Below are 22,513 nucleotides of genomic sequence, written 5' to 3'. Positions count from 1 at the left end.
CGTCAGCCGTGCGTCGGCAGCGGGTCGGTCCCGGGCCGCGGCGCCCGCGAGCGCCGCACGCTCGAGATATCGGGGAGGAGGCCGGACAGCACCTCGAGGTACTCCTCCAGGGCCTTCCGCCCCCGCGGGGCGAGCCGGTAGGTGCTCCGCGGCTTCCGCCCTTCGAACGTCTTTTCACAGGAAACGTAGCCCGCCTCCTCCAGCCGGCGCGCCTGGACGCTCAGGTTGCCGTCGGTTGTCGCGAGCAGGTCCCTCAAACCGGTGAAGGAGATCGATTCCTCGACGGCCAGGGCGGAGAGGATGCCGAGCCGCAGGCGCTCGTGGATGAGGGGGTCGAGCTCGTTGGGGACCGGGCGGTCCGACCGTTTCCTAGCCATTGTACCTCCGGGCGATGTGGACGCCGAAAACCAGGTGGAGCCAGCCGAACCCGGTGGCCAGCCATCCGAGCAGCGCTTCGGGAGGGGAAAAAGCCGCCCCCGCCGCGGCCAGCATGAAACAGACCCCCATGGTCCGGATCGGGGGGACCGAGACCAGTCCTCCGCTGGTGACGGCGGCCCCGTAACACCCCAGCCAGATGACGGGGAGCCACTCGAGACTGCGCGCGCCGAGCGCCACGGCCGTCAGCAGGGCGCCGACGAAGATCGCCGGGCAGACGCTCCAGAGGATCCGGCGCAGGAGCGGGGGATGGATCGGCTCGCGCATCTCGCGGCTCTTCCGGTACATCCCGACCAGGACCACGCCCACCGACAGGACGAGGACCGCGCCCCAGACGCCGAGGGCCGTCCCCGTGCGCCCCCCGGCGTTCCAGGGAGCGCCCGTGATCCAGGCGTTGGCCGCGACCCCCGCCAGGGCGAAGACCCCGGCCGCCGCGAGGGAACGGCCCGACACGGCCGACAGCCGCCCCGCGGCATCGAGCGTGCGACGGATATAAAGAAGCTGTTCGTGGGCGGCCTCGGCGTCGAGCGGTTGTTTCATCATGGGGCGTTCTCCCGGATCGCACGTATCCTGACACCAGGCTCCCCATGCGTCAAGTACTTTTTTATATAAAGCGACTATCGGGCGGGGAGTGCGTCCACCCCCGGCTTGGGTTCCGGGCTGCACTTCTGTATCATGGGACACGGACTCGAGGAATACCGATTCATTTCATCGAAGGGGAGCGCCATCATGGAACGCGTCATACTGGGCAAAACGGGGATCGAGGCGGTACGGCTGGGTTTCGGCGGGATCCCGATCCAGCGCCTGGGCGAACGCGAGGCGGTCGAGGTCGTCCGCTACGCGGTGGAGAAGGGGATGGACTTCATCGACACCTCCCGGATGTACACCACGAGCGAGACCCGGATCGGCAAGGCGTTGCGGGAGACGGACCGCGCCGTAACCCTGGCGACGAAATCGTGGAGCCGCACCTCCGACGGCATTCAGAAAGACATCGACATCAGTCTCCGGGAACTCGGGCGGGAGTATATCGACATCTACCAGTGCCACGGCATCAGCAGCTTGGACGACTACCGCCTCGTCACCGCGCCCGGCGGGGCGCTCGACGGGCTGCGCCGGGCGAAGGAGCGGGGCGTCATCGGCCATATCGGGGTGACGAGCCACAGCCTGGACGTGCTGGGGACGATCCTGGACGACGGGCTGTTCGAGACCCTCATGGTCTGCTACAGCTTCCTGGAACCGGCGGCCGGGGACACGATCATCCCCCGGGCCCTGGAGAAAGGGGTGGGCGTTCTCGCCATGAAGCCCTTTTCGGGCGGCGTCATCGAGGCGCCGGAGACGGCCATGAAATGGATCCTGGGCCGGAGCGGCATCCTCGTGCTGGCCGGGGTGGAAGACAAGGGGCTGATCGACCAGAACTGGCGCGTGTTCGAGGGGGACCGGACCCTGACCGAAACGGACCTCGCCCTCATCGAGAGCATCCGCCGGGAGTTCGACAGGAAGTTCTGCCGCCGCTGCGACTACTGCCTCCCCTGCCCCGAGGGGATCCCGATCCAGATGGTGCTGGGGGCGCGCTCCTTCATCAAGCGGATGGGGAGCGGCATCCTGGAAAACCCGATGGTGGCCGAAACCTGGAAGAAGGCCTCCCGCTGCACCGCGTGCGGCGAGTGCATGACGCGCTGCCCCTACGGCCTCCCGATCCCGGACATGATCCGTGAAAATGTCGAGTGGATGGACGCGCTGCAGCGCGGGGCGGCGCGGCCGGACTGACATGATCATCGACGCGCATACCCACATCTATCCCGACCGGGTGGCGCACCGGGCGCTCCGGACCGTCATCGGCAACACCGCCGGGCATCTCGACGCCTTCACCGACGGCACCCGCGACGGCCTGCTGGCCTCCATGGACGCGGCGGGGGTGGACCGCTCCCTGGTCCTGACCGTGGCGACCAGTCCCGGCCAGGGGGAGGGGATCCTGGAGTGGATCCGGCGCACGGCCCCCCTGTCCGGCCGTCTGATCTTCTTCGGTTCGGTCCACCCGCACGCGCCCGGTTTCCGCGCCTGCCTCGGGGAAATGGCCGCCGCGGGCGTCCAGGGGGTCAAGTTTCACCCCGGCTACCAGGGCTTCCCGGTCGATTCCCCGGAAGCCTACGCCGTTTACGAGGCGGCGGCCGGTCTCGACCTGGTCCTGTACTTCCACGCCGGCTACGACCCCAGCCTGCCCGGGTGCGATCACACCTCCATCACCCGGTTCGCCCGCTTCGTGGGGGACTTCGCCGGGGCCAAAATCATCCTGGCCCACGGCGGGGGCTACGGCGAGTGGGACCGGGTCCTGGACCTGCTGGGGGGGAAAGGGTGCTACTTCGACATCGCCTTCGTGCTCGAGAGCATGCAGGAGCGCCCCGACGCCCGTGAACTCTACCGGCAGAACGAGGATTTTTTTCTCTTCGGTACCGACAGCCCCTGGCGGGACCAGAAGCGGTACGTGGAGCTGATCCGCTCCTCCGGGACCCTGACCGCCGATCAGAAGGAAAAACTCTTTTGCGGAAACATAGGCAGGCTGATCAAGCTCGACGGGAACCCATGAAAGACAACATCGAGGCGCCCGGAGACGGGAGGGAACCGGCGGAGCGGCCGCTCTTCCCCCATCCCCCCTGGACCGTGGGGATCGTGCTCGTGATCGCCGTCTGCGCCATCCTGGCGGGGCTCTCGGACCCCATCTGGCTCCTTCTGGGCGCGCCCTGCATCCTGGTGCTCCTCCTCTTCCTTTACGTGCGCATCGCGGCGAGGTTCGGCAAAGGAAGAGGACCCGAATGAGCGCCGGCGTCCTCTTCCCCTCCATCGACCTGTCGGGGACGGAGGTCGCCCCGGCGCTTTTCCTCGCCCCGATGGCGGGGATCACCCACTCCGGTTTCCGCAGGCTGATCGCCGATTTCGGCGGGTACGGGGCGCTCACCACCGAAATGCTCTCCGCCCCCGCCTTCCTGCGCGAGGACCCCGCCCGGAGCCCCTTCTGCCGGCGCCGCGAGTGCGAGGGGAGGGTGGTCTATCAGCTCAGGCTTTCGGGGGAGGAGGACCTCGGGGCCCTGTTCGCCAAGCTCGAGACGCTCTCCCCCGCAGCCGTCGACCTGAACCTGGGCTGCCCCGCCCCGGAAATCCAGCGGCTGGCCTCCGGGGCCGCCCTGTTCCGCGATTTCGCGCGGCTCGGGCGGGTGCTCGCGGGGATCCGCGCCCGTTACGGCGGCCCGCTCACGGTGAAATGCCGGCTGGGGGACGACCCGGACCACTGGCGGGAGCCGTTTGTCGAAAGGCTGCGCCTCTTCGAGGAGCACGCCGTGGCCGCCGTCACCGTGCACCCCCGGTTCTCGGGCGAAAAGCTGAAGCGCCGCGCGCGCTGGCGCGAGTTCCCCTGGATCGCCTCCCGGACCCGCCTCCCCGTCATCGGCAACGGCGACATCCGTTCGCCCCGCGACATCGAGGAACACGCGGAGTTCTTCCGCCCCCTCGCCGGCATCATGCTGGGGCGCATCGCGGTCGAAAAGCCGTGGGTCTTCCGGCAATTCGCCGGCCTCCCCCCCGCCCGCGTGGACCACGCCGAGGTCTGGGAGCGCCTGGTCCGTTACACCCTCGAGGATCTCCCCCCGGAGCGGGCGCTCGGCAGGCTCAAGGAGTTCGCCTCCTACTACTGCCACAACTTCTTCTTCGGCCATGAACTCCACCGCCGCTGCCTCGGCGGGCGGACCGTGGACGAGGTCCACGCCTCCGCCCTGGAATTTCTCCGATCGAACCCGCAGCTGTCCGCGTAGCCCGCGCGCCTCCCGCCGAACCCCGGGAAAGTTGTGTCGCCCGGGACCGGAAGAGTGCTAGAATCGCGCCATCGACGACGCCGCAGGACAAACGCACTCATTCAAGGGGGGCATCGATATGACGACGTGGCATGAGTTTCTGAACGAAGAGGGGCATCCGCCCGCATGGCCCTACCCCATCCGGTTCGGCGAGGAAAGGGTGGTGGACACCGACGTGCTGGTGATCGGGGGAGGGATCGCGGGGTGCTGGGCCGCCATCGGCGCGGCCAGGCAGGGGCTGCGGGTGGCCCTGGTGGAGAAAGGGGACACGGTCCGGAGCGGGTCCGGGGGGCCGGGGTGCGACCACTGGTGTAACGCCCCCGCGAACCCCCTGTCGCGCGTCACCCCCGACGGCTGGGCCCAGCACATGGCCTCCCGCCCCTACAGCAACGGCATCGGGATCCAGATCCAGTGCCGCGAGGACTTCGACACCCTGCTGGAAATGGAACAGATGGGGGGGAAGATCCGGGACACGGAAAACGAGTACGCGGGGGCCGAGGGGCGCGACGACAAGACCAAGTTCATGATCTCCCCCCGCTACGGCACCATCCACAGCTACCTCCCCGACCCCCGGATGGGGGAACCCGGCTTCAACCCGCCGGAGACCCGGAACAACGTCGTGATCCGGGTCTGGGGGAGCACCTTCAAGCCGGCGCTCAAGAAGGAATGCCGGCGCCTGGGGGTGCAGATCTTCGACCGGGTGATGGGAACCAGCCTCCTGACCGAGGACGGGCTCCAGGGGGGGCGCGTCGTCGGGGCCACCGGCCTCGACTGCCGGACCGGGGAGTTTTTGGTCTTCCAGTCCAGGGCCGCGATCCTGGCCACGGCGGGCGCCGGCTCCCTCTGGCTGATGAGCATGGAGCTGTGCGGCTATTCCAACATGCACTCCCGCGCGATTTCGGGCGACGGCACGGTGATGGCGTGGCGGGCCGGGGCGGCGCTGACCAAGATGGAAAGCACCGGGATGATCATGATCGCCACCGGGCACAAGCACAAATGGTACAGCGGCGCCGGGGACGCGAGCTACGAAAACGTCCCGCTGGTGGACGCCCGGGGCCGCAGGCTCCCCTACCCCATCCAGGGGTGGGAGGACGCCGGAGCCATGGTCCCCGCACCCGGCGTGGAGGCGGCGGTGCGCGAAAAGATCCTGAAGGGGGAATACGAGCTCCCCTTCTACGGTGACTTCCCCTCCATGCCCGAGGTCGAAAGAAGGGCCACCTGGAACCTGATGCTGGGGGAGGAATCGACCACCCGGATCATGATCGACACCTTCGGCGCGGCGGGGTTCGACATCCACCGCGACCTGCTCCAAAGCTACAAGTTCATTGAGGGGCAGAGCCTGCCGCAATGGAGGGACGCGGGCTACGGCGGTGGGGTGCTGGTCGACTGGAACCTGAAGACGACGCTAGACGGGCTGTACGCGGCCGGGACCCAGATGTTCGCCCCCGAGGACCACAGCTACGCCGCCGCCACCGGGCGTTACGCCGGGCGCAAGGCGGCGGCCTACGCCCGGGAGGCCGGACCCGGAAAGATCGCGCGCGAGCAGGTCGAGGCGGAAAAGGCGCGGGTGTACGCCCCGGCGAAGCGTTCCGGGGGCCTGGAGTGGAAGGAGCTGCACGCGGGGATCGCCCGCGCGATGCAGTACTACGTGAGCGAGTTCAAGACCGAGCCGCTCTTCAAGATGGGGCTCGACGCGCTCGCCAGGCTCGAGACCGAAGCGGTGCCGCGCCTGTTCGCGCTCGACCCGCACAAGCTCATGCGCACCCTGGAAGACCTCAGCATGCTGGAGTACGCCAGGATCATCATCGAGGCGTCGCGCGCCCGCAAGGCCAGCAGCGTGCCGCTCAACTTCCAGCGCATCGACTGCCCGGAGCAGGACCCGGCGGAATGGAACAAGTTCCTGACCATCCGGCAGCGGGACGGGCGCGTGGAGCTGGGAGAACTCCCCCTCGATTTCTGGGGGGACATGAAGGAGCAGTACGAGGCCCACAACAGGGACTACACCGGTGTGCACCGGGAGAAATGACCGCCGGTTCCCGGTCTAACGAAGGGAGGAGACAGTGTCCAAAGAGGTTTTTGCGATTCCCAATGTTCCCACGCCGAGCATGCCGGTGACGTTCGATCCCGAGGTCTGCAACGGCTGCAACCACTGCGTGGAGGTCTGCCCGATCGACGTCTACATCCCCCACCCGCAGAAGGGGAAGCCGCCCATCATCCTGCATGCGGAGGAATGCTGGTACTGCGGCTGCTGCGCCACCGACTGCCCCCGTCCGGGGGCGATCCGGTTCAACTGGCCGCTGCAGGCGCGCCCTTACTGGAAAAACAAGAAGACGGGGGAGACCCACCAGCTGTAGCCGCCCACCCGTCCCCGGGCCCTCCGCCATCCGGCGCAGGCCCGGGGACGGGATCCCCGGCGGACGTATCGGCTAGCAGAGCCCCGTGATGAGGATCTCGGCCCTCGAGGCCTCCGGGGCGTGCGGCGAGAGCTGGAGGAACATCTTGAGCATGTCGACCGCCTTGGCCGGGTGCCCCTGGCGGAGGTACACGAGCCCCGCGTAGTAGTGGGCGTAGGGGTTCTCCTCGTCGATCTCCATGGCCTTCTCGAGTTCCCGCGCCGCTTTGTCCAGCTCCTGCTTCTGCATGTGGTAGACGCCGCGGAACACCTTCACGTCGGCGGTTCCGGGGCGGGCGCGCTCGGCGTCCTCCAGGCTCTTCCATGCCTCCTCGTTCCGCTTCAGCCCGAGCTGGGCGCGCGCGAGCGACAGGTTCACGTGATAGGCATCGGCCACCGGGGAGTCCGCCTTGACTTCAGCCCGTTCCTTCGCCATGGAAAAGATCCCGAGCGCCTCCTCGAATTTCTCCTGCATCAGCAGCGCCTGCCCCAGGTAGCAGCGCGCCTCGAAGTTGCCGGAATTGGACTGGAGCTCCTGGCGAAAGGCCTTTTCGGCTTCCTGGAATTCCCAGTGCTGGTAGAGGTCCACCCCCTTATCCATCTGGGCGAACAGGGGCGCGGCGGCGATCAGGGAAACCACCAGGGACAACGCGAAAACCTTCAGGCAATTATCAGGCTTGTTCATTTTTCCTCCCCTTCGGATCCAAAGCGTTGGTATCCTCAATATATAATGGATACAGGGAAAAGTCAGAGGCCCGAAGCAAAATAATCGTATCCCCCCAGCCACCGGGAGAATGCGCCATGATCCGTCACCTGACCGTCACCAGCCCCCTGGGCCCCATCCTCCTCTCGGCCGACGGGCTCGGGTTGACCTCCATCCGCATCCGGCCCGCCGACCTTCCGGAAGATTCGGCGGCGCCGGACGACGGCCTCCTGGAGACGGCGCGCCAGCTGGCGGCCTATTTCAGGGGTGAACTCGGAACCTTCCGGCTGAAGTTGCACCCGGCGGGGACGCCGTTTCAGCAGGCCGTCTGGCGGGAGCTCGAGAAGATCCCCTACGGAACGACCCTCTCCTACGGGGAGGTGGCCGCCCGGGTCGGCAATCCCGCGGCCGCGCGCGCGGTCGGCGGGGCCAACGGCCGCAACCCGCTCCCCATCGTCGTCCCCTGTCACCGCGTCATCGCCGGGGACGGGAGTCTGGGGGGATACACCGGAGGCGTCGATATCAAGAAATTCCTGCTCGCCCTGGAGGCGGAAGCGGTCCTCAGCAGAGCCCCGGCCCGATCCAGCTCGCGCTCAGGAAGGAAATGAAGATCACGAAGCAAACAACCCCCAGGGGCCTGACTCTGCAGAAACAGGACATGACATCACCTCCAGTCGTTTGAGAAAGGGTGAAACACACACCTCTCCAAAGGGCAAGAAGCCTGCCACAAAGGTGCACCACCCGCCCACAATGGCCATATCTGTTTCATTTGCACCATTTACATCCAGAATAAATATCTGACACCGCCCCCGTCCCCGTCCCTCCCTGCGGCGGCTGTAAAGGCGGTCGACAACAATGATGCAACTTGTTTTCATTTTCCAGCCAAATAATTGATTTGTAATTATATTTAGAGTTACTAATTTCGTAAAAGAAAACGACAGGCCTGCGGGACGGAGGAAAAGTCGGCTCTTCATGGTCAACAAAAAGAGGTTTGCGCCGATAAGGGACTAAAGGCTCCGGATGGATTGCCGCGCCGCCCGAGGAGGGAACCGTCACCACGATCACGGCAGCCGCCGCCGCTGAAACTTGACATAAAGGAGCATGCGGGCCATGGGGACAGCATCCCCGGTTGAAACCGGACAGACTTTGGGACGATACACCCTGATAGAGAAACTGGGAGAAGGGTACCTGGGCCCCGTCTGGAGGGGCCTGGATGAAGGCGCGGGGCGCGCGGTCATCATCCGGATCCTGTGCGACGGGATCAAATGGGAACCCGAAATCGAAGCCGCCTTCGAGAGGGAGTGCGGGGCCTTGATCGCCCTGAGGCACCCGAACGTGGCGGCCATGTACGAGGCCTGCCGCGAGCGGGAGATCCGGTTCATGGTCGTGGAGTCGCTCGGCAACCGCAACCTGGAGACCATGATCGCGCGGAAGGCGGCCATGACCGTCGAATCCAGGCTGTCGATCATGATCCAGGCGGCGGAGGGGCTGGAGTATGCGCACCGGAGCGGGGTCCTGCACCGCAACCTGGAACCGTCCAAGATCCACGTCACCGCCGACGGCACGGTCAAGACCAGGGATTTCGCCCTGGCGCATGTTTTGAAGAAGCACCTCCCCCGCCCCGCCGTGCGCTGGGGGACCCCCATCTACCTCGCTCCAGAACAGATTGAAAACGGCCTCCCTGACGAGCGTTCGGACATCTTCGCCCTGGGGACCGTCTTTTACGAATTCCTGACCGGACAACACCCGTTTCACGATCCCAACGGGAACAAGGCCCTCGACAACGTGCTCGAACCCCCCCGGCTCCCCACCTTCGAGAAGTTTCCCGAACTCCCCCCGGGGACGTGGGGCATCCTGAAGACGTGCCTCGCCCTGGACCCCCGCGACCGCTACGGGAGCATGCAGGACGTGGCCGACGCCTGCCGCGAGCTCCTGACCAGCCTGGCCGAGGACACCCGGCTGATGCTGGCGGAACTGTACGCCGCCCTCCCCTCGCTCCGCCGGGCGGCGGCCCAACCCGGGGCCGCGCAGCCCGTCCTCCGGTTGTTCGAGGGGGTACAGCAGCTGGCGCAGGGGGGGAAGGAGGCGCACTACGCCTGTCTCGACAGCCTGATGACGCGCCTGATCGAGCAGTATCCCGCCCTCCAGGCTTCCGATGCCGCCGGCGGGCCGGAAGGTGCGGCCGGGTTCGATGCGGCCGCGGTCCCCGATTTCGCACAGCCGGAGGGCCCTCCCCCGCAAACGGCCGAACCGGACGATTTGCAGCCGGCGGACACCTCCTCCCCGGAACGGGTGGTGCCCCGGGATGCCAGGGAACCGGTCCCCGAGCCGGTGGGATCGCTTTCGCCGGCCCCGGCCGAACCGGCATCGGCGGAACCGGTATCGGCCGAACCGGCGCCATCACTTCCGGAACCGGTTCCCGGGCAAACCTGTCCTGCGCCGGAACCTGAGCGACAGCCCCCGGAAATGACGTCCCCTTCCCTGGAAACGGCACCCTCGGAACCGGCGCCCGAAACCGGCCGCTCCCATCGCCGGGCGGTGTGGGCCCTCGCCCTCCTGCTGGTCGCAGCGCTCATCTTCGCCGCCTGGAAAGCCGGGACGCGCTTCCGGCTGCAACGGGCGCAGAGCCCCGCCGCGGCCGAGGGGGCCATCCAGCCCCCCATCCCCCCCCTCATCCCCGCCCCTTCTCCCCCCGCGCCTCCGGGCGATGCGCTCCAGGCCGTCCAGGAAGCGCAGGGGCCCGTGAAGCGGCGGCCGGCCGAAACCGCCGCCGATACGGGGGAGGAGAGACCCGGGCCGGAAGCGGGGGCACGGGAGGTGGAATGGGAGCGCCGGGTGTCGGCCCTCTTCGCCTCCGGCGAATATGACGAAGCCGGTCGGCTCCTCGATGAATGGAAGGCCGAAAGCCCCGAAAGCACGGGAGCCCGGTCGGCCGGGGACCGGATCGGGAGGATGCGCCGAAGCCTCGAGGCCTATTCCGCGGCCATGGCCGCGACCCGCTACCCCGAGGCGCTTGCGGCCCTTGACGAGGCCGCGCGCCTCAATCCCTCCGATCCCGGACTGGAGGGGCTGCGCCGGCGGGCCGAGGAGAGGCAGGCGAACGCCCGGGCCGTCCTGACCATCCTGCGCCTGGGCCGCCCGGGCACCCTGCTCCTGGACGGCCGCCCGATCGGCGCACAGGGGGAGGTCCACAACCTGCCGGTCCCCGTCGGCCCCCATACCCTCGCGGTGGAAACGGACGGGAGAAGGGTGGCGTCAAGAATCGAGGACTATTTCGAGGGGCAGCGGATGTCCCTCGTCTACGACTCCGGGCAGCTGCGCCCCATGGCGGAATCGGACCGGGAGCGGATCGCCCGGAGGGAGTTTCTCGAACAGACCCACGGCTTCGAGGCGGAGCACACCCACGGCCTGCTGCGCGGCAGCTGCCGCGGCACCCTCGCGATAGACTCCGCCGAGGTCGTTTACACGCCCGAGTCGGGCGATCACGGCTTTCGCCTCCCCTTCAGGATCCTCGAGCTGGGAAAAACCGGAGGCCGGAACCTGGAACTTCGCTACGGCGCCGACAACCGCCGCTTCCAGTCGTTCCGTTTCCCGGACGAGCCCACCGCCGCGCGCTTCGCAGAAATCTGGAACGAGCTGAAAACCGCCCGGTAAACCCGCGGCACCCCATTCCCGCCCGAAAACCCCCGTTTCTGTGACCCCCGTCACCGCGCGCGCCCGGAAACCTTTCATAATGGATGCAACGGCGCTTCCCCCCCGCTCGGGACGGACCGAAATCGGGCTAAAGATATTATTTCTTTGAAACGATAAGGAGAGCGGATCCTTTCCGATCCGGGACCGCGTCGTCACGGGCCGGGAATTCACGCCGGGGAGACTATGCACGAAAACCGCCTGAAAATCGACCGGGGTTTTTCCCTGGTGGAACTCCTCATCATGATGGCCATGATGGCGGTGCTCGCCGCCTTCTCGGTCCCGATGCTCACCTCCTCGATGCGGGACATGAGGATGATGGCCGACGCCAAGAACATCGCCACGACCGTCAATTACGCCAGGATGAGCGCGGCTTCGCAGATGACGTGCTACCGGATGACGTTCGACCTGGACAACAACGCCTGGAGCCTGTCGAAGCTCAACCGCTCCACCGATAATTATGAAATCGAGCAATCGGCGAACATCCTCTCCGAAGGGGTGGCAGGCAGCGGGATCACCTTCAAGACCGATTCCGACGGCGGGCCGGCGGGCTTTCCCACCTCCTCCGCGAGCGTCGTCACCTTCAATTCCAGGGGCATTCCGGTGGAGGGGGCGCGCGTCCTCTATATTTCCAACCAGAAGGAAGATTACGCCGTCACCGTGTCCCTGACCGGGAAGGTTCAATTCTGGCGTCACCAGACAGATGGGTGGAACATGCAATGAGTGAGCCGATGAAGAGCGCCTTGAAAAACGAATCCGGGATGACGCTGGTCGAGTCGATGATCGCCATCCTCATCCTCCTTTTCGGCCTGCTGGCGCTGGCCCAGGCCATCGCCTTCAGCGTGGTGGCGAGCAAGACATTCGGCAGGGATTCGGGGCTGGCGACGGCGGCCGCCCACGACAAGATGGAGGAACTGGTCGGCCTCCCCTTCGGCGACACGACGACGAACCTGACCGAAGCCCCCCCCTACGGCGCCGACGGAACCGGGCTGGCGCCCGGAGGGAGCTTCTATCCCGCCGACCCGGTGGAGGGATACACCGACACCCTGGACGTCACCGGCGCGCGGACGGCATCGGCCGCCGACATCGCCTACACGCGCCAGTGGCAGGTGGTCGACGAGACCGCGACCCGGAAGAGGATCATCGTATCCGTGAGAAGCAACAAGAGCTTCAATTACGGGACCCCCCCTTCGACGGTCCTGGTGACCCAGAAGACGCCCTGAACACGCACGTCATACGGAGCGGACAATGAAACAGACTCTATCGATCGCACCGCAGGAGGGCTTCTCGATGATGGAGCTGCTGGTCTCCATCCTCATTCTCCTGCCGATCATGGGGGCCGCGGTCGGCGTTTTTTCCGACGCGGCGCATCAGCACGCGGCCGAACAGAGCAGCATCGACGCCAACCAGGAGGCCCGCACGGCGCTCGAGATGATGACGACCGAGATCGGCCAGGCCGGGTCCCACGGCGACGTGTACACCACCCTGACCTCGGCCGTCGGGAGTTCCACCGTCGCCCAGGCGGCCGCGGTGGCCTCCGCGGCGGGGCTGACGGCGGGCGATTTCGTGACCGTCGACACCGGAGCGAACCAGGAGACCGTGGAGGTGACGGCCGTCGGCACGGGCAGCTTCAGCGGGATCTTCCGGGTGTCTCACGCCTCCGGCACCCCGATCCGCCTCTTCGCGCTCCCCTACACCACGGGGGTCGTCACCCCTTCGGGCATGGGGGCCGACGCCTCGACCCCCGTCACGACGCTCCGCTTCTACGGGGACATCAACAGCGATTCGAGCGTGCAGTACGTGGAATACATCTATGACAGCGAGGGCGGCCAGATCACCCGCTCCATCACCCCGGTCACCCAGTCGACCCTGAACGCCGCCTTCCCCCTGGTGCGCAACATCCGTCCCAACTCGGCCCGGTTCATTCTGAACACCGACGAGCGGGAGGTGGTGACCTCGGTCCGGGTCGAGATGACGGTACAGAACGGCGTGGAGAGCGGCGGCAAACTGGAGGAGACCACCCTCTCCTCCAGGATCCTGATCCCCAGCATGAGGGCGGCATCCGCCCTCCTGTTCGAAAACCAGCTCCATGGCGGGTTCAACCGACTTCCTGCGACTCCCCCGCAGGTCACCCAATGGGTCAACCAATGAAAAACAGACAATGGATTGCGGGCGAAGAGGGTACGGCCCTGGTGGCTACGCTGATCCTGCTGATGGCGATGAGCGTCCTCTCCACGGCCCTGGTCTTCACCGTCCAGAACGAGATGAAGACCAGCAGCTCCTACAAGTACGGCCAGCAGGCCTTTTACGTGGCGGACGCGGGGGTGAGGAAAGCGATCCAGTGGTTCGGCGACGGATCCAACTACACCCCCGCGGTCGGGGTCTACCCGGACCTGTCGACGGTCCCCATCACCTACTCCAGCCAGCCGGTCCGGCTCGCCGGACAGGGGGCGAATTTCCCGGTCAGCGGGGTGGTCTCCTCCTTCACCTCGGCATTCCACGACGTCGCACTCCAGGCCGACGGGCAGAATTCGGGCACCTACAGCGTCGGCGCCACCCTGCTCAAATATTCCCCGGCCAGCTTCATCAACATGGCGACGTTCGAGACCTACCCTTCGGCCATGGAGCGCTGGCGGATCGAGAGCACCGGGACCTGGGGCAACCCGAACACCCCCCTGGGCAGGGCCGAGATCACGGCCGTGATCGAAAACAGCGGCAACGCCCTCTTCGACCGCGCTCTCTGGGGGATCGATTCCCTCGACCTGGGGGGGACGGTGCTGATCGACAGCTACGACCCCGCCCTCGGCCCCTACGGGGGGACGAACATCGGGGATAACGGGGCGATCGGCTCCAACGGGGCCATCACCATCAACGGCACGGTGGAGGTGCACGGCGATGCCGCCTACGGGCCCGACGGAAGCTTCGGCGCCCCGGACGGCGCTGTCACAGGCGACATCATCCAGCTCCCCGCGCCCCGCACCTTCCCCCCCATCCCGGAGTTCACCGTCGGGACCGGATCCACGACGGTATCCAACAAAAAAACCGTCACTCTCAGCCCTGGTCAATACGGGGATATCAACGTCAAAAGCGGGGGAACGCTGGCCCTGGAACCGGGGGTTTATTACTTCGACTCGATCATCGCGAAAGGGGAAGTGAGACTCACGGGCGACCTGACCAAGCCCACGACCATTTTCGTCAAAAGCGCGCTCGACCTCGGAGCGCAGGGGATCACCAATCCCAACGGGGATCCCACCCGGCTGAACATCTTTTACTCCGGCACCAGCGAGATGAAGATCCACGGGGGACCGGAGGCGTTCGTGGAGGTCTACGCGCCCAACGCCCCGCTCAAGATGGTGGGGAACTCCGCCTTCTATGGCTCCTTCATCGGGAGAAGCGTGACCGTGCAGGGCACCCCGGATGTCCACTTCGACGAGGGTTGCCTGCAGGAGAACCTGATCCAGCGCCCCTTCCGGCTCATGACCTGGTCCAGGAACCTGTATCAGTAGTCCCGGGAGGACCGGGGGGCGTAGTAGCCCGAGCGGGTGCGGACGCGCACTCCCGGCCGCTTCGAGCGGATTTCGATCTTCCGGAAGGCGCCGTCGCGCAGGCGGTTCGACGGGGTGTAGCCGAGGCTGTAGTGTCCCCGGATGTCGCGCTGGATCGAGAGGAAGGCGTCGCGGATCTCCTCGACGCTCGCCCTGGGCGAAAAAAACTCCCCCCCTGTCTCCCGGGCGAATTTCCGCAGCACGCCGAAATCGGTGCGGAATCGGCCGCCCTGCACCCCGATGCCGTAGATCAGGATGTCGTTTTTCTGGGCCGCCTCGATCGCCGTCTCCTTCTGGACGATGCTCGAGGTGTCGGCGCCGTCGGTGATGACGACGACGACCTTCCGGCCCGCTTCATCCCTGAGTTTTTCCTCGGCCGCCAGGTAGACGGCGTCGTAGAGGGCCGTGTTGTTCCCGGCGCGCAGGGAGTCGAGCGCCCGGTAGAGGGCCTCGGGGTCCTGGGTGAAGTCCTGGACCAGGTTCACCTCCGAATCGAACTGGATCACGAGCGCCAGGTCCCGCTCCGGCCGGAGGATCTCGCGGAAAAACCGGGCGGCCGCCTCCTTCTCGTATTCGAGCCTCTGCCTCACGCTCCCGCTCGTGTCGACGAGGAGCGCGATCGTCAGGGGGACGTCCGACCCCTTTCCGGGATCGCTGAAATACTCGATCCTCTGCGCCTTCCCGTCCTCGAAGAGTTCGAAGTCCTCCGGCCCGAGCCCCTCGACCACCCTCCCCTTGCGGTCGGTCGCCGTGAACACCAGGTTCACCAGCGCCACCTCGGCCCGTATGGTCGCGCGCCCGTCCTGCGCCGGGGAGGGGCGGGGGGCCGGGCCCCAGGCCATCCAGGCCAGGGCGAAGGAGAGGAGGGCGGGATGGACGCGGCGTCCGGTCCGGGAGGAAAGAGGTCTCATGGAGAAACTATACACCGGAAGGGGGCGAAACCGGGATGGAGTTACGCCTCTTCCCGGGTAAAGAGGATGCGGGAGCAGCTGTCGCAGTAGAGGATGGCGTCGGTGCGGAGCAGGTCGGCGTACATCTGCGGCCGGATGCGGACGTGGCAGCAGCTGCAGAGTTCGTCCCTGGCCTCGGCCAGGGCCACCCCCTTGCGCGCCGCCGCGATCTGCCGGTAGCGGGCGAGCAGTTCCCGGTCGACGAGGGCTTCGACCGCCTCCTTCTCCGTCCCCAGGCGCGCCAGCTCCTCCTCGAGCCCGGGGACCGAATCGCCCGCGGCGCGGATGGAGTCCCGGAGCCCCGCCGACTGCGTGTCGAGTTCCCGCCGGGCGGCCTCGAGGTCCTGGTCCCGGGCTTCCATCTCCTCCATCACTTCCAGGATCCGGTCCTCCTCCTCGCGGATCTGCGCCTCCGCCGTCTGGATTTCGTGCAGCATGGCGGTGTATTCCTTGTTGGTCTTCACCGTCATCAGCTGGTCCTTGAGGCGCGAAAGCTTCGTCTGGAGCATCTCCACCTGCCCCTCGAGCGTACGGCGGCGGTTGGCCAGCTCCTTCGCGTGCGCCACCCGCTCTTCGTGGGCGGAGGTGAGGCGCCCGAGCTCGTCGCTGAGGTCCTGGACCTGGCGGGGGATGTCGGAGAGTTGTTGATGCAGTTCGGCCGATTTCAGTTCGATGTCCTGGAGGGTGATCAGGTTCCGAAGTTCGGGATTCACCTGTCTCTCCCCTCCTCGCCGCCGCGACAGGGAGAGGCCATGGGCAGGACCGGCTGCGGCAGGCGCCTGCGGCGCGCCGACCGCGCTCGGCACTGCATCCTGTCCCGGTCGTGGTGTCCGTATAGCATCGAAGTCCTCGTCGAAACCGCGTTACTATACACCGCGCGCGCGCGCCCTGTCAATCACGCCGGCCGTCGCGGCCGCGGCTGTCGAGAATCAGGGTGATCGGGCCCTCGTTGACGAGCTCCACCCGCATCGAGGCCTGGAACCGCCCGGTCTCCACATCGGGGACGCACCCGCGCACGATCTCCACGAAGCGCCGGTAGAGCGCCTCGGCCCGGTCGGGGGGGGCGGCCTCGGAATAGGAGGGGCGCCGCCCCTTGCGGCAGTCGCCGTAGAGCGTGAACTGCGACACCACGAGCAGCTGCCCGCCGACCTCCCCGAGGCCGAGGTTCAGCTTCCCCTCGCCGTCGTTGAAAATCCTCAGCTCCACGATCTTCCGGGCCATCCACTCCAGATCGCTCTCCGCGTCGTCGCGCGCGATCGCCACGAGCGCCACGAGGCCCGGGCCGATACGGCCCACGGCGCCGCCGTCCACGATCACTTCCGCCCGGCTCACCCTCTGCACCACCGCTCTCATGCACTGATTCTGTTTCCATTTCCCCGGAATTTCAATCCCCGAAAGGGCCGCACCGGCGGCGGATACCTCTTGATTCCGCCGCACCCGACTCCGTAAGATTGTGGCTTATGGCTTCCGTGAAGTTTCGAACCAACCTGGTCTTCGCCGCCATCACCGCCCTGCTCCTGCTGACGGCGCTCACGGCGGGATACCGGCGCCTCGAGGAGCGGAGGCGACACCCGGAAAGGGTCCGGTCCGCCTCCCCGGCTCCACCGGCGGCCGACGCCTCGGCCGCCAGGCTCGCCCAGCTCGAGCGTCTCGCCGCGGAAGACCCGCGTAATCCCGACGCCCTCACCCGGATCGCCAACCTCCATTACGATCTCGGTCGGTTTCGCGAGGCCGCGGCCTACTACGAGAAGAGCCTGGGGCTGCGCCCCGGGAACCCGAACGTCGAAACCGACCTGGCGACCTGCTATCATTACCTGGGAGAGCACGACAGGGCCCTCGAGCTCCTGGACACCCTCCTCGGGCGCCAACCCGGCTTCTCCCAGGCCAGGTTCAACAAGGGGATCGTGCTGCTCAACGGCAAAAAGGATGTCCGGGGGGCGATCTCGGCCTGGGAGGAACTCCTGCGAACCGACCCCGGATACCCGCACAGGGAGGAACTGCGCGAGCGGATTCTCCAGCTCAGGCAATCGGCCGGACCGCAACCGGCGGAAGGGCAGGCTGGCTGATGGTCGCACTCCTATCCCGAATTCTCCTGATCGTCCTGGGGATCTGGCTCCTCCGGCGCCTGCTCCTGTCCGTGATGGCGAAGAAGCCCGGAGCGGGACGGGGGCCGGCCAGGCCGGGCAACACCATGGTCAAGGATCCGGTCTGCGGCATGTACATGGACTGCAGGCTCGCCGTCCGGCTCGAGGAGGGGGGGGAGACCGTTTTCTTCTGTTCCGAGGAGTGCAAGAGGAAATTCCTGGCGGGGGCCCGGGCCGGGGAGATCCCGACCGGCCGATGAGACGCCGTATCCCCTTTTCAATGAAACGCCGGGCTCCCGCGTCGGGCTTTGGCGGCCCGACTTTTTCATGGTTGCAAAGGGGTTGGCCCATCGTATAATGGCTTCCGGCCCTAAGGCACTCAGACTCCTGGACGAGGTCCAACCCAAAGTGACCGATACAGACAGATCGAGACCCAAGAACAAAGCCCGGTACTCCGAAGAGATGATCCGAGACTGCCTGGCCGTCATCGATTCGGGAGATATCGAGGACCTTTTCCAGATCCTCCCCCGGATCGGCGTTTTGCGGGACGCCCGGTTCAAGAAACCGCTCCTCGCCCTGCTCGCCCACAAGGATGTCAGGCGCCGGGAATTCGCCGCCTACGCCATCGGGGCTCTGAGGGACAAGAGCGCGCTGGAGCCGCTCAAGAAGGCGTTTGCCGAGGCCCGACAGCTCAAGGGGAGCGGCTCCCGGGAACTGCAGGTCGCCATCATCGAGTCGATCGGCACCATCGGGGACGACGCGGCGGTCGATTTCTTCCTTTCCGCGCTCCGGAGCGGCGGCGGCCGGAAGCAGCCTGCCGGCAGGAAGGGCGCGGGCGGAAACGCCGGCCGGCTGAGCCAGTGGATCATCGAATCCCTGGGCGCCATTGCCCAGCAGGGGGGGAAGCGGTCGCTGAAGGCCCTGGTCGAACTGCTGGACCACGACGATGCCGAAATCCGGGCATTGGCCGTCTCCTCCCTTTCGGGCTCCTACTGGCACCGGCCCAACGAGGTCGCCGACGGCACCATCCAGAAGATCTACCGCCTGACCTCGGCCCGCGAGACCGTGGTCGCCGAGTCGGCCCTGGAGGCCCTGCAGAACCTCGCCGATGTCGGCTGCCGCCGCGCCGAGGAGTTTTTCGAGGAACCCGACCGCTCCGTGGATTAGAAAACCGGCTCCTCGCGCAGGAAAGCCTCCATCGTCGCGGGATCGTGGGTCAGGGGCGCCGGTGGAAGACTCTTCAGGAACATCTTCCCGTAGCTCTTGGTGAGCACCCGCTTGTCCAGCAGCGCCAGGATCCCCCGGTCGGCCCGGCTGCGGATCAGCCGCCCCATCCCCTGCTTCAGCAGAATCGTCGCCGCGGGGATCTGGTATTGGTAAAAGGCGTTGCCGCCTGCGGCGTTGATCCGCGCGATCCGCGCGGCGACCACCGGATCGCTGGGAACGGAAAAGGGGAGCTTGTCGATGATGACCGAGCTCAGCTGTTCCCCCTGCACGTCCACCCCCTGCCAGAAGCTGCTCGTGGCGAACAGGACCGCGTTGGGCGTGGAGCGGAAGGCGTCCAGCAGCCCCGATTTGCTCTTCTCCCCCTGGATCATCGTCGGGAATCGAAGCCGGTGCCGGAGCGAGCGGTAGACCTGCTCCATCTGGGCGTAGCTGGTGAAGAGCACGAAGGCGCGCCCCCTGCTGGCCTCGAGGATCCGCTCCAGTTCCCGGGAGGCTTCGCGCACCCACCCTTCCTCCCGCGGTTCCGGCAGCGCCCGCGGCACGTAAAGAATGGCTTGCCGGGAGAAGTCGAAGTGGGAGGGGAGGAGGAGCTCCTCGGCGTCGCCAAGCCCGAGGCGCGACTTGATGAAGGAGAAATCCCCCCCTGTCGACAGGGTGGCGCTGGTCAGGATGGCCGAGTTCACCTGCGAGAAGAGCCGCTCCCCGAGCAGCGGGGCGATATCGATGGGCGATGCCCAGAGAAAGACCCCCCTCCCCCGGATTTCGCACCAGTAGACATGCTCGTCCGAATCCGATTCCATGATCTCGGCGAGTTCGTTCTCCAGCTCGCGCGCCCGGCGCACCAGCGCTTCCAGGCTTTCGCTCGCGACCGGGAGGTCGGCGAGCCCCTTCCTCACCCCGTCCAGCTGCAGCAGGAGACCCCGGTAGGCTTCCCCCAGGATGTCGCCGTGCCCCGGCCCCCGCCGGGGTCCGGCGGCGTCCCCCAGCGGCTCCAGGGCGTACCGCCCCTCCCGGCGGAGGAAGCAGGAGAAGAAGGCCGAGGAGCGTTCCGACAGCCGCGCGAGCTGCGCCGAGAGGTAGGCCGAGCCGCTCCCGGTCTCGACGAGCGCCCGCTCGGCGTCCCGCACCAGTTCCTCGATCCGGTAGTTGCTCACCATCGTCCCGAAGTACTGGGTCGCCACGTCCTCGATCTCGTGCGCCTCGTCAAAAACCAGGACGGCGTAGTCGGGGAGCACGGCGCCGAAATCCCCCTGGCGCAGCGACAGGTCGGCGAAGAAGAGATGGTGGTTGACGATGACGATGTCCGACTCCAGCGCCAGCTGCCGGACCAGGGTGACGAAGCAGTTCTCGAAATTGCGGCACTTCTGCCCCGAGCAGGTTTCGCGCCGCGCGTCGAGCAGCCGCCACAGCGGCAGCTCCTCGGGCAGGTCGCGGAGTTCGGCGCGGTCGCCGGTCCCGGTCGTGCGCGCCCAGTCCTTGATGATCCTGATGTATTCGGGGTCGTGGGGGGTGAAGAGATAGGCTTCCTTGTCGATCTCCTCGAGCTTGCTGAGGCAGAGGTAATTGCCCCGCCCCTTCATGTAGCAGACCGACAAAGTCCGCCCCAGCGCCTGCTCCAGGAAGGGAACGTCCTTGAAAAAGAGCTGTTCCTGGAGGTTCTTGGTCGCGGTGGAGATCACCACCCGCTTCCCCGAAAAAATGGCGGGGAGGAGGTAGGCGAGGGTTTTCCCGGTGCCGGTCCCCGCCTCCACGCAGAGGTGCCGGCCCTCCTCGATGGCGGCGGCCACCGCCTGCGCCATCCGGACCTGGCCCGGGCGGTTCTCGTAGGATGGAAGGCACCGGGCAACGGCGCCCCCCGGCCCCAGGATTTCGTCAATTTCCGTGGACAATGTCTCGCTCCGCCCGAATTCGAAACACACAGTGTAGCAAAGGGCCCGCGGCCGGGGAGAAAAAAGAGTGCCCGCGTCCCCCCGGCTCCAATTTGGCTGGGGCTTCCGCCCCCCCTGCGGTATGCTTGCACGGCGAGGAGGAAATATGGCGCACGGGAACCCGGAAGCGGATATCCTGGATCACCGCGAGGTCTACAGCGGAAGAATCGTCGATCTTCATGTCGACACCATCCGGCAGGAATCGGGGGCCGAGACGATCCGCGAGGTGGTGCGCCACCCCGGCGGGGTGGCCGCGGTCCCGGTCCTCGGGGACGGCCGGGTCCTGCTCATCCGCCAGTTCCGCTACCCCCTGGGGAAATTCATCTTCGAGCTCCCCGCCGGGAAGCTCGACAGCGGCCAGAGCCCCAGGGACACCATGGCGCGCGAACTGGAGGAGGAGATCGGCCGCTCGGCCGGGAGCCTGACGCACGAATGCGCCTTCTATACCTCCCCCGGGTTCTGCGACGAATCGATCCACCTTTTCGTCGCCCGCGACCTGGCCCCGACCGGGCAGCGGCTCGAGGAGGGGGAACACATCACGGTCGAACCCCGCACCCTGGCCGAGTGTCTCGAAATGATCGAGACCGGGGAGATCGAGGACGCAAAGACGATTCTGGGGATTTTGTGGTACCGGATGAAATACGCCGCCCCCGGGGGCTCAAATTCTGGTTAACCATTTGCGTGCATTGTGATAATATAATTGAATGAGCAAAATAGATGTGGGTTCGGAAGTCGAGGCATACTGCACCAAGTGTAAACTGGTCCTGGATCACACGGTCGTGACGATGCAGGGGGCCAAACCCCGCCGCGTCAAGTGCAATACGTGCAACGGGGAACACAACTACCGCGCCGAAAAGCCCGTGTCGAAGAGCGCGGCGGCCAAGGACCCCGCGGCCAAGAAGGAAAAGGCCCCCAGGAAGACGCCGGCCAAGAAGGCCCGGCAGACGTGGGAAGAGGTGATGCAGGAAGCGAGCACCAAGCCCCACAAGAAATACAGCATGTCGGGGAACTTCGCCGAGGGGGACTGGATCGAGCACGCCACCTTCGGGCGGGGGTGCGTCCAGGCCTTCGTCCCTCCCAACAAGATCACCGTGCGCTTCGCCGACAGCACCCGGCTCCTCGTCTGCAACCAGGGCTGACCGGCCGGCCGCGATGAAAGCCGTAGTCCCCGGACCGAGTTCCCTCCTCGAGGACCTGGAGCGCCTGGTCCCCGGCGCCTCGCGCCGCACCCTGCGGCAGATGCTGGCCCAGGGGCGCGTCAGGGTCAACGGCGAAATCCGCCGGCTCGCCGCGCACCCGCTCTCCCCCGGCGACACCGTCGAAATCGGCGGCCGCACGGCCCCCTCGCCGCTCCCCCGCGGGCTCGAAATCCTCCACGAAGACGACGCCCTGCTCGTCATCCGCAAGCCGACGGGGCTTCTGACCGTCGCCACGCTGCACGAGAAGGAACGCACCGCGTACGCCTACCTGCGCGCCTACGTCAAGGCGCGTGAACCGCGGCGCCGGCTCTATATCGTCCACCGCCTCGACAAGTTCGCCAGCGGCATCCTCGTCTTCGCCAAATCGGAGCCGGTGCAGTCGGCGCTCCAGGACATCTTCAGCCGGCACGACATCGAACGCAAGTACTGGGCCATCGTGGAAGGGTCGGTGAGACAGGACCAGGGGACGATCCGGAGCCGCCTCGTCCAGGACCGTTCCCTGCGCATGCATTCGACCG

The 22,513-nt window shown here is 66.7% G+C and carries 25 protein-coding genes; 18 read left to right on the top strand and 7 right to left on the bottom strand.

Features of this window, described 5'->3' with window-relative positions; genetic code table 11:
* Positions 1–2: 2 nt before the first annotated feature.
* Positions 3–377 (bottom strand): transcriptional regulator, encoded by a 375-nt coding sequence (locus GXY47_04820; GenBank protein NLV30460.1) that lies wholly within the window; start codon positions 375–377, stop codon positions 3–5.
* On the bottom strand, positions 370–978 hold the full coding sequence (locus GXY47_04815; GenBank protein ID NLV30459.1) for a hypothetical protein: 609 nt from the start codon (positions 976–978) through the stop codon (positions 370–372). Before GXY47_04815 ends, GXY47_04820 begins: the two co-directional genes overlap by 8 nt.
* 186 nt (positions 979–1,164) lie before the next feature.
* On the opposite strand from GXY47_04815, the gene GXY47_04810 reads away from it, so the two are divergent.
* The 6 genes from GXY47_04810 to GXY47_04785 all read left to right on the top strand — a co-directional run bounded on the left by GXY47_04810 (position 1,165) and on the right by GXY47_04785 (position 6,631).
* Positions 1,165–2,202 carry an aldo/keto reductase gene (locus tag GXY47_04810; GenBank protein NLV30458.1) on the top strand — a complete coding sequence of 346 codons (1,038 nt, stop codon included), beginning with the start codon at positions 1,165–1,167 and terminating at the stop codon, positions 2,200–2,202.
* 1 nt (position 2,203) lies between these two features.
* Positions 2,204–3,019 carry an amidohydrolase family protein gene (locus tag GXY47_04805; GenBank protein ID NLV30457.1) on the top strand — a complete coding sequence of 272 codons (816 nt, stop codon included), beginning with the start codon at positions 2,204–2,206 and terminating at the stop codon, positions 3,017–3,019.
* Positions 3,016–3,249 (top strand): hypothetical protein, encoded by a 234-nt coding sequence (locus tag GXY47_04800; GenBank protein ID NLV30456.1) that lies wholly within the window; start codon positions 3,016–3,018, stop codon positions 3,247–3,249. Before GXY47_04805 ends, GXY47_04800 begins: the two co-directional genes overlap by 4 nt.
* Positions 3,246–4,238: a tRNA-dihydrouridine synthase family protein gene (locus GXY47_04795; protein ID NLV30455.1), complete on the top strand. Its 993-nt coding sequence runs from the start codon at positions 3,246–3,248 to the stop codon at positions 4,236–4,238. Before GXY47_04800 ends, GXY47_04795 begins: the two co-directional genes overlap by 4 nt.
* Positions 4,239–4,356: 118 nt before the next feature.
* The gene (locus tag GXY47_04790) at positions 4,357–6,303 is read left to right on the top strand and encodes an FAD-dependent oxidoreductase (GenBank protein NLV30454.1); all 1,947 of its coding nucleotides are present in this window, start codon (positions 4,357–4,359) and stop codon (positions 6,301–6,303) included.
* A gap of 79 nt (positions 6,304–6,382) precedes the next feature.
* A complete protein-coding gene (locus tag GXY47_04785; protein ID NLV30453.1) occupies positions 6,383–6,631 on the top strand; it encodes a ferredoxin family protein in 249 nt (82 codons plus the stop codon).
* A gap of 72 nt (positions 6,632–6,703) precedes the next feature.
* On the opposite strand, the gene GXY47_04780 is transcribed toward GXY47_04785, so the two are convergent.
* The gene (locus GXY47_04780; GenBank protein ID NLV30452.1) at positions 6,704–7,354 is read right to left on the bottom strand and encodes a tetratricopeptide repeat protein; all 651 of its coding nucleotides are present in this window, start codon (positions 7,352–7,354) and stop codon (positions 6,704–6,706) included.
* A 116-nt stretch (positions 7,355–7,470) separates the two neighbouring features.
* Here GXY47_04780 and GXY47_04775 point away from each other — a divergent pair, with 116 nt between their 5' ends.
* From GXY47_04775 to GXY47_04750, 6 genes are all read left to right on the top strand, one after another.
* Positions 7,471–7,980, top strand: coding sequence for a methylated-DNA--[protein]-cysteine S-methyltransferase (locus GXY47_04775; GenBank protein ID NLV30451.1), 510 nt, complete (start codon positions 7,471–7,473; stop codon positions 7,978–7,980).
* Between the two features lie 538 nt (positions 7,981–8,518).
* Complete coding sequence (locus GXY47_04770) at positions 8,519–11,026, top strand: protein kinase (GenBank protein NLV30450.1); 2,508 nt, start codon at positions 8,519–8,521, stop codon at positions 11,024–11,026.
* A gap of 222 nt (positions 11,027–11,248) precedes the next feature.
* A complete protein-coding gene (locus GXY47_04765) occupies positions 11,249–11,785 on the top strand; it encodes a prepilin-type N-terminal cleavage/methylation domain-containing protein (GenBank protein ID NLV30449.1) in 537 nt (178 codons plus the stop codon).
* Between the two features lie 20 nt (positions 11,786–11,805).
* A complete protein-coding gene (locus GXY47_04760) occupies positions 11,806–12,285 on the top strand; it encodes a hypothetical protein (protein ID NLV30448.1) in 480 nt (159 codons plus the stop codon).
* Positions 12,286–12,310: 25 nt separating this feature from the next.
* Positions 12,311–13,213, top strand: coding sequence for a hypothetical protein (locus tag GXY47_04755; GenBank protein NLV30447.1), 903 nt, complete (start codon positions 12,311–12,313; stop codon positions 13,211–13,213).
* Positions 13,210–14,568 carry a hypothetical protein gene (locus GXY47_04750; GenBank protein ID NLV30446.1) on the top strand — a complete coding sequence of 453 codons (1,359 nt, stop codon included), beginning with the start codon at positions 13,210–13,212 and terminating at the stop codon, positions 14,566–14,568. Before GXY47_04755 ends, GXY47_04750 begins: the two co-directional genes overlap by 4 nt.
* Here GXY47_04750 and GXY47_04745 read toward each other — a convergent pair.
* The 3 genes from GXY47_04745 to GXY47_04735 form a co-directional block, all read right to left on the bottom strand.
* The gene (locus GXY47_04745) at positions 14,562–15,518 is read right to left on the bottom strand and encodes a VWA domain-containing protein (GenBank protein NLV30445.1); all 957 of its coding nucleotides are present in this window, start codon (positions 15,516–15,518) and stop codon (positions 14,562–14,564) included. The two genes, GXY47_04750 and GXY47_04745, sit on opposite strands and share 7 nt — an antisense overlap.
* A gap of 41 nt (positions 15,519–15,559) precedes the next feature.
* The gene (locus tag GXY47_04740) at positions 15,560–16,270 is read right to left on the bottom strand and encodes a hypothetical protein (GenBank protein NLV30444.1); all 711 of its coding nucleotides are present in this window, start codon (positions 16,268–16,270) and stop codon (positions 15,560–15,562) included.
* A 178-nt stretch (positions 16,271–16,448) separates the two neighbouring features.
* Positions 16,449–16,910 carry a D-tyrosyl-tRNA(Tyr) deacylase gene (locus tag GXY47_04735; protein ID NLV30443.1) on the bottom strand — a complete coding sequence of 154 codons (462 nt, stop codon included), beginning with the start codon at positions 16,908–16,910 and terminating at the stop codon, positions 16,449–16,451.
* Positions 16,911–17,017: 107 nt separating this feature from the next.
* On the opposite strand from GXY47_04735, the gene GXY47_04730 reads away from it, so the two are divergent.
* From GXY47_04730 to GXY47_04720, 3 genes are all read left to right on the top strand, one after another.
* A complete protein-coding gene (locus GXY47_04730; protein NLV30442.1) occupies positions 17,018–17,623 on the top strand; it encodes a tetratricopeptide repeat protein in 606 nt (201 codons plus the stop codon).
* Positions 17,623–17,901: a YHS domain-containing protein gene (locus tag GXY47_04725; protein ID NLV30441.1), complete on the top strand. Its 279-nt coding sequence runs from the start codon at positions 17,623–17,625 to the stop codon at positions 17,899–17,901. The genes GXY47_04730 and GXY47_04725 overlap by 1 nt, the downstream gene beginning before the upstream one ends.
* Positions 17,902–18,103: 202 nt before the next feature.
* On the top strand, positions 18,104–18,808 hold the full coding sequence (locus GXY47_04720) for a hypothetical protein (GenBank protein NLV30440.1): 705 nt from the start codon (positions 18,104–18,106) through the stop codon (positions 18,806–18,808).
* On the opposite strand, the gene GXY47_04715 is transcribed toward GXY47_04720, so the two are convergent.
* On the bottom strand, positions 18,805–20,787 hold the full coding sequence (locus tag GXY47_04715) for an ATP-dependent DNA helicase (GenBank protein NLV30439.1): 1,983 nt from the start codon (positions 20,785–20,787) through the stop codon (positions 18,805–18,807). The genes GXY47_04720 and GXY47_04715 overlap by 4 nt on opposite strands.
* Positions 20,788–20,902: 115 nt before the next feature.
* On the opposite strand from GXY47_04715, the gene GXY47_04710 reads away from it, so the two are divergent.
* The 3 genes from GXY47_04710 to GXY47_04700 form a co-directional block, all read left to right on the top strand.
* Positions 20,903–21,469 (top strand): NUDIX hydrolase, encoded by a 567-nt coding sequence (locus GXY47_04710; protein NLV30438.1) that lies wholly within the window; start codon positions 20,903–20,905, stop codon positions 21,467–21,469.
* 31 nt (positions 21,470–21,500) lie between these two features.
* Complete coding sequence (locus tag GXY47_04705) at positions 21,501–21,935, top strand: hypothetical protein (protein NLV30437.1); 435 nt, start codon at positions 21,501–21,503, stop codon at positions 21,933–21,935.
* Positions 21,936–21,948: 13 nt separating this feature from the next.
* Positions 21,949–22,513, top strand: a 565-nt coding sequence (locus GXY47_04700) for an RluA family pseudouridine synthase (protein ID NLV30436.1), incomplete at its 3' end; no start/stop codon positions are given.

The organism is Acidobacteriota bacterium (assembly GCA_012729555.1).
Classification (GTDB): domain Bacteria; phylum Acidobacteriota; class UBA6911; order UBA6911; family UBA6911; genus UBA6911.
This window is presented reverse-complemented; position numbering and strand designations above follow the sequence as displayed.

Excerpts from the sequence above, each read along its gene's own strand:
- GXY47_04735 (NLV30443.1), bottom strand. The coding sequence starts at position 16,910 with ATGAGAGCGGTGGTGCAGAGGGTGAGCCGGGCGGAAGTGATCGTGGAC.
- GXY47_04710 (NLV30438.1), top strand. The coding sequence starts at position 20,903 with ATGGCGCACGGGAACCCGGAAGCGGATATCCTGGATCACCGCGAGGTC.
- GXY47_04800 (NLV30456.1), top strand. The coding sequence starts at position 3,016 with ATGAAAGACAACATCGAGGCGCCCGGAGACGGGAGGGAACCGGCGGAG.
- GXY47_04755 (NLV30447.1), top strand. The coding sequence starts at position 12,311 with ATGAAACAGACTCTATCGATCGCACCGCAGGAGGGCTTCTCGATGATG.
- GXY47_04725 (NLV30441.1), top strand. The coding sequence starts at position 17,623 with ATGGTCGCACTCCTATCCCGAATTCTCCTGATCGTCCTGGGGATCTGG.
- GXY47_04730 (NLV30442.1), top strand. The coding sequence starts at position 17,018 with ATGGCTTCCGTGAAGTTTCGAACCAACCTGGTCTTCGCCGCCATCACC.
- GXY47_04795 (NLV30455.1), top strand. The coding sequence starts at position 3,246 with ATGAGCGCCGGCGTCCTCTTCCCCTCCATCGACCTGTCGGGGACGGAG.
- GXY47_04785 (NLV30453.1), top strand. The coding sequence starts at position 6,383 with ATGCCGGTGACGTTCGATCCCGAGGTCTGCAACGGCTGCAACCACTGC.
- GXY47_04745 (NLV30445.1), bottom strand. The coding sequence starts at position 15,518 with ATGAGACCTCTTTCCTCCCGGACCGGACGCCGCGTCCATCCCGCCCTC.
- GXY47_04720 (NLV30440.1), top strand. The coding sequence starts at position 18,104 with ATGATCCGAGACTGCCTGGCCGTCATCGATTCGGGAGATATCGAGGAC.
- GXY47_04765 (NLV30449.1), top strand. The coding sequence starts at position 11,249 with ATGCACGAAAACCGCCTGAAAATCGACCGGGGTTTTTCCCTGGTGGAA.
- GXY47_04790 (NLV30454.1), top strand. The coding sequence starts at position 4,357 with ATGACGACGTGGCATGAGTTTCTGAACGAAGAGGGGCATCCGCCCGCA.
- GXY47_04705 (NLV30437.1), top strand. The coding sequence starts at position 21,501 with ATGAGCAAAATAGATGTGGGTTCGGAAGTCGAGGCATACTGCACCAAG.
- GXY47_04780 (NLV30452.1), bottom strand. The coding sequence starts at position 7,354 with ATGAACAAGCCTGATAATTGCCTGAAGGTTTTCGCGTTGTCCCTGGTG.
- GXY47_04810 (NLV30458.1), top strand. The coding sequence starts at position 1,165 with ATGGAACGCGTCATACTGGGCAAAACGGGGATCGAGGCGGTACGGCTG.
- GXY47_04750 (NLV30446.1), top strand. The coding sequence starts at position 13,210 with ATGAAAAACAGACAATGGATTGCGGGCGAAGAGGGTACGGCCCTGGTG.
- GXY47_04805 (NLV30457.1), top strand. The coding sequence starts at position 2,204 with ATGATCATCGACGCGCATACCCACATCTATCCCGACCGGGTGGCGCAC.
- GXY47_04775 (NLV30451.1), top strand. The coding sequence starts at position 7,471 with ATGATCCGTCACCTGACCGTCACCAGCCCCCTGGGCCCCATCCTCCTC.
- GXY47_04820 (NLV30460.1), bottom strand. The coding sequence starts at position 377 with ATGGCTAGGAAACGGTCGGACCGCCCGGTCCCCAACGAGCTCGACCCC.
- GXY47_04815 (NLV30459.1), bottom strand. The coding sequence starts at position 978 with ATGATGAAACAACCGCTCGACGCCGAGGCCGCCCACGAACAGCTTCTT.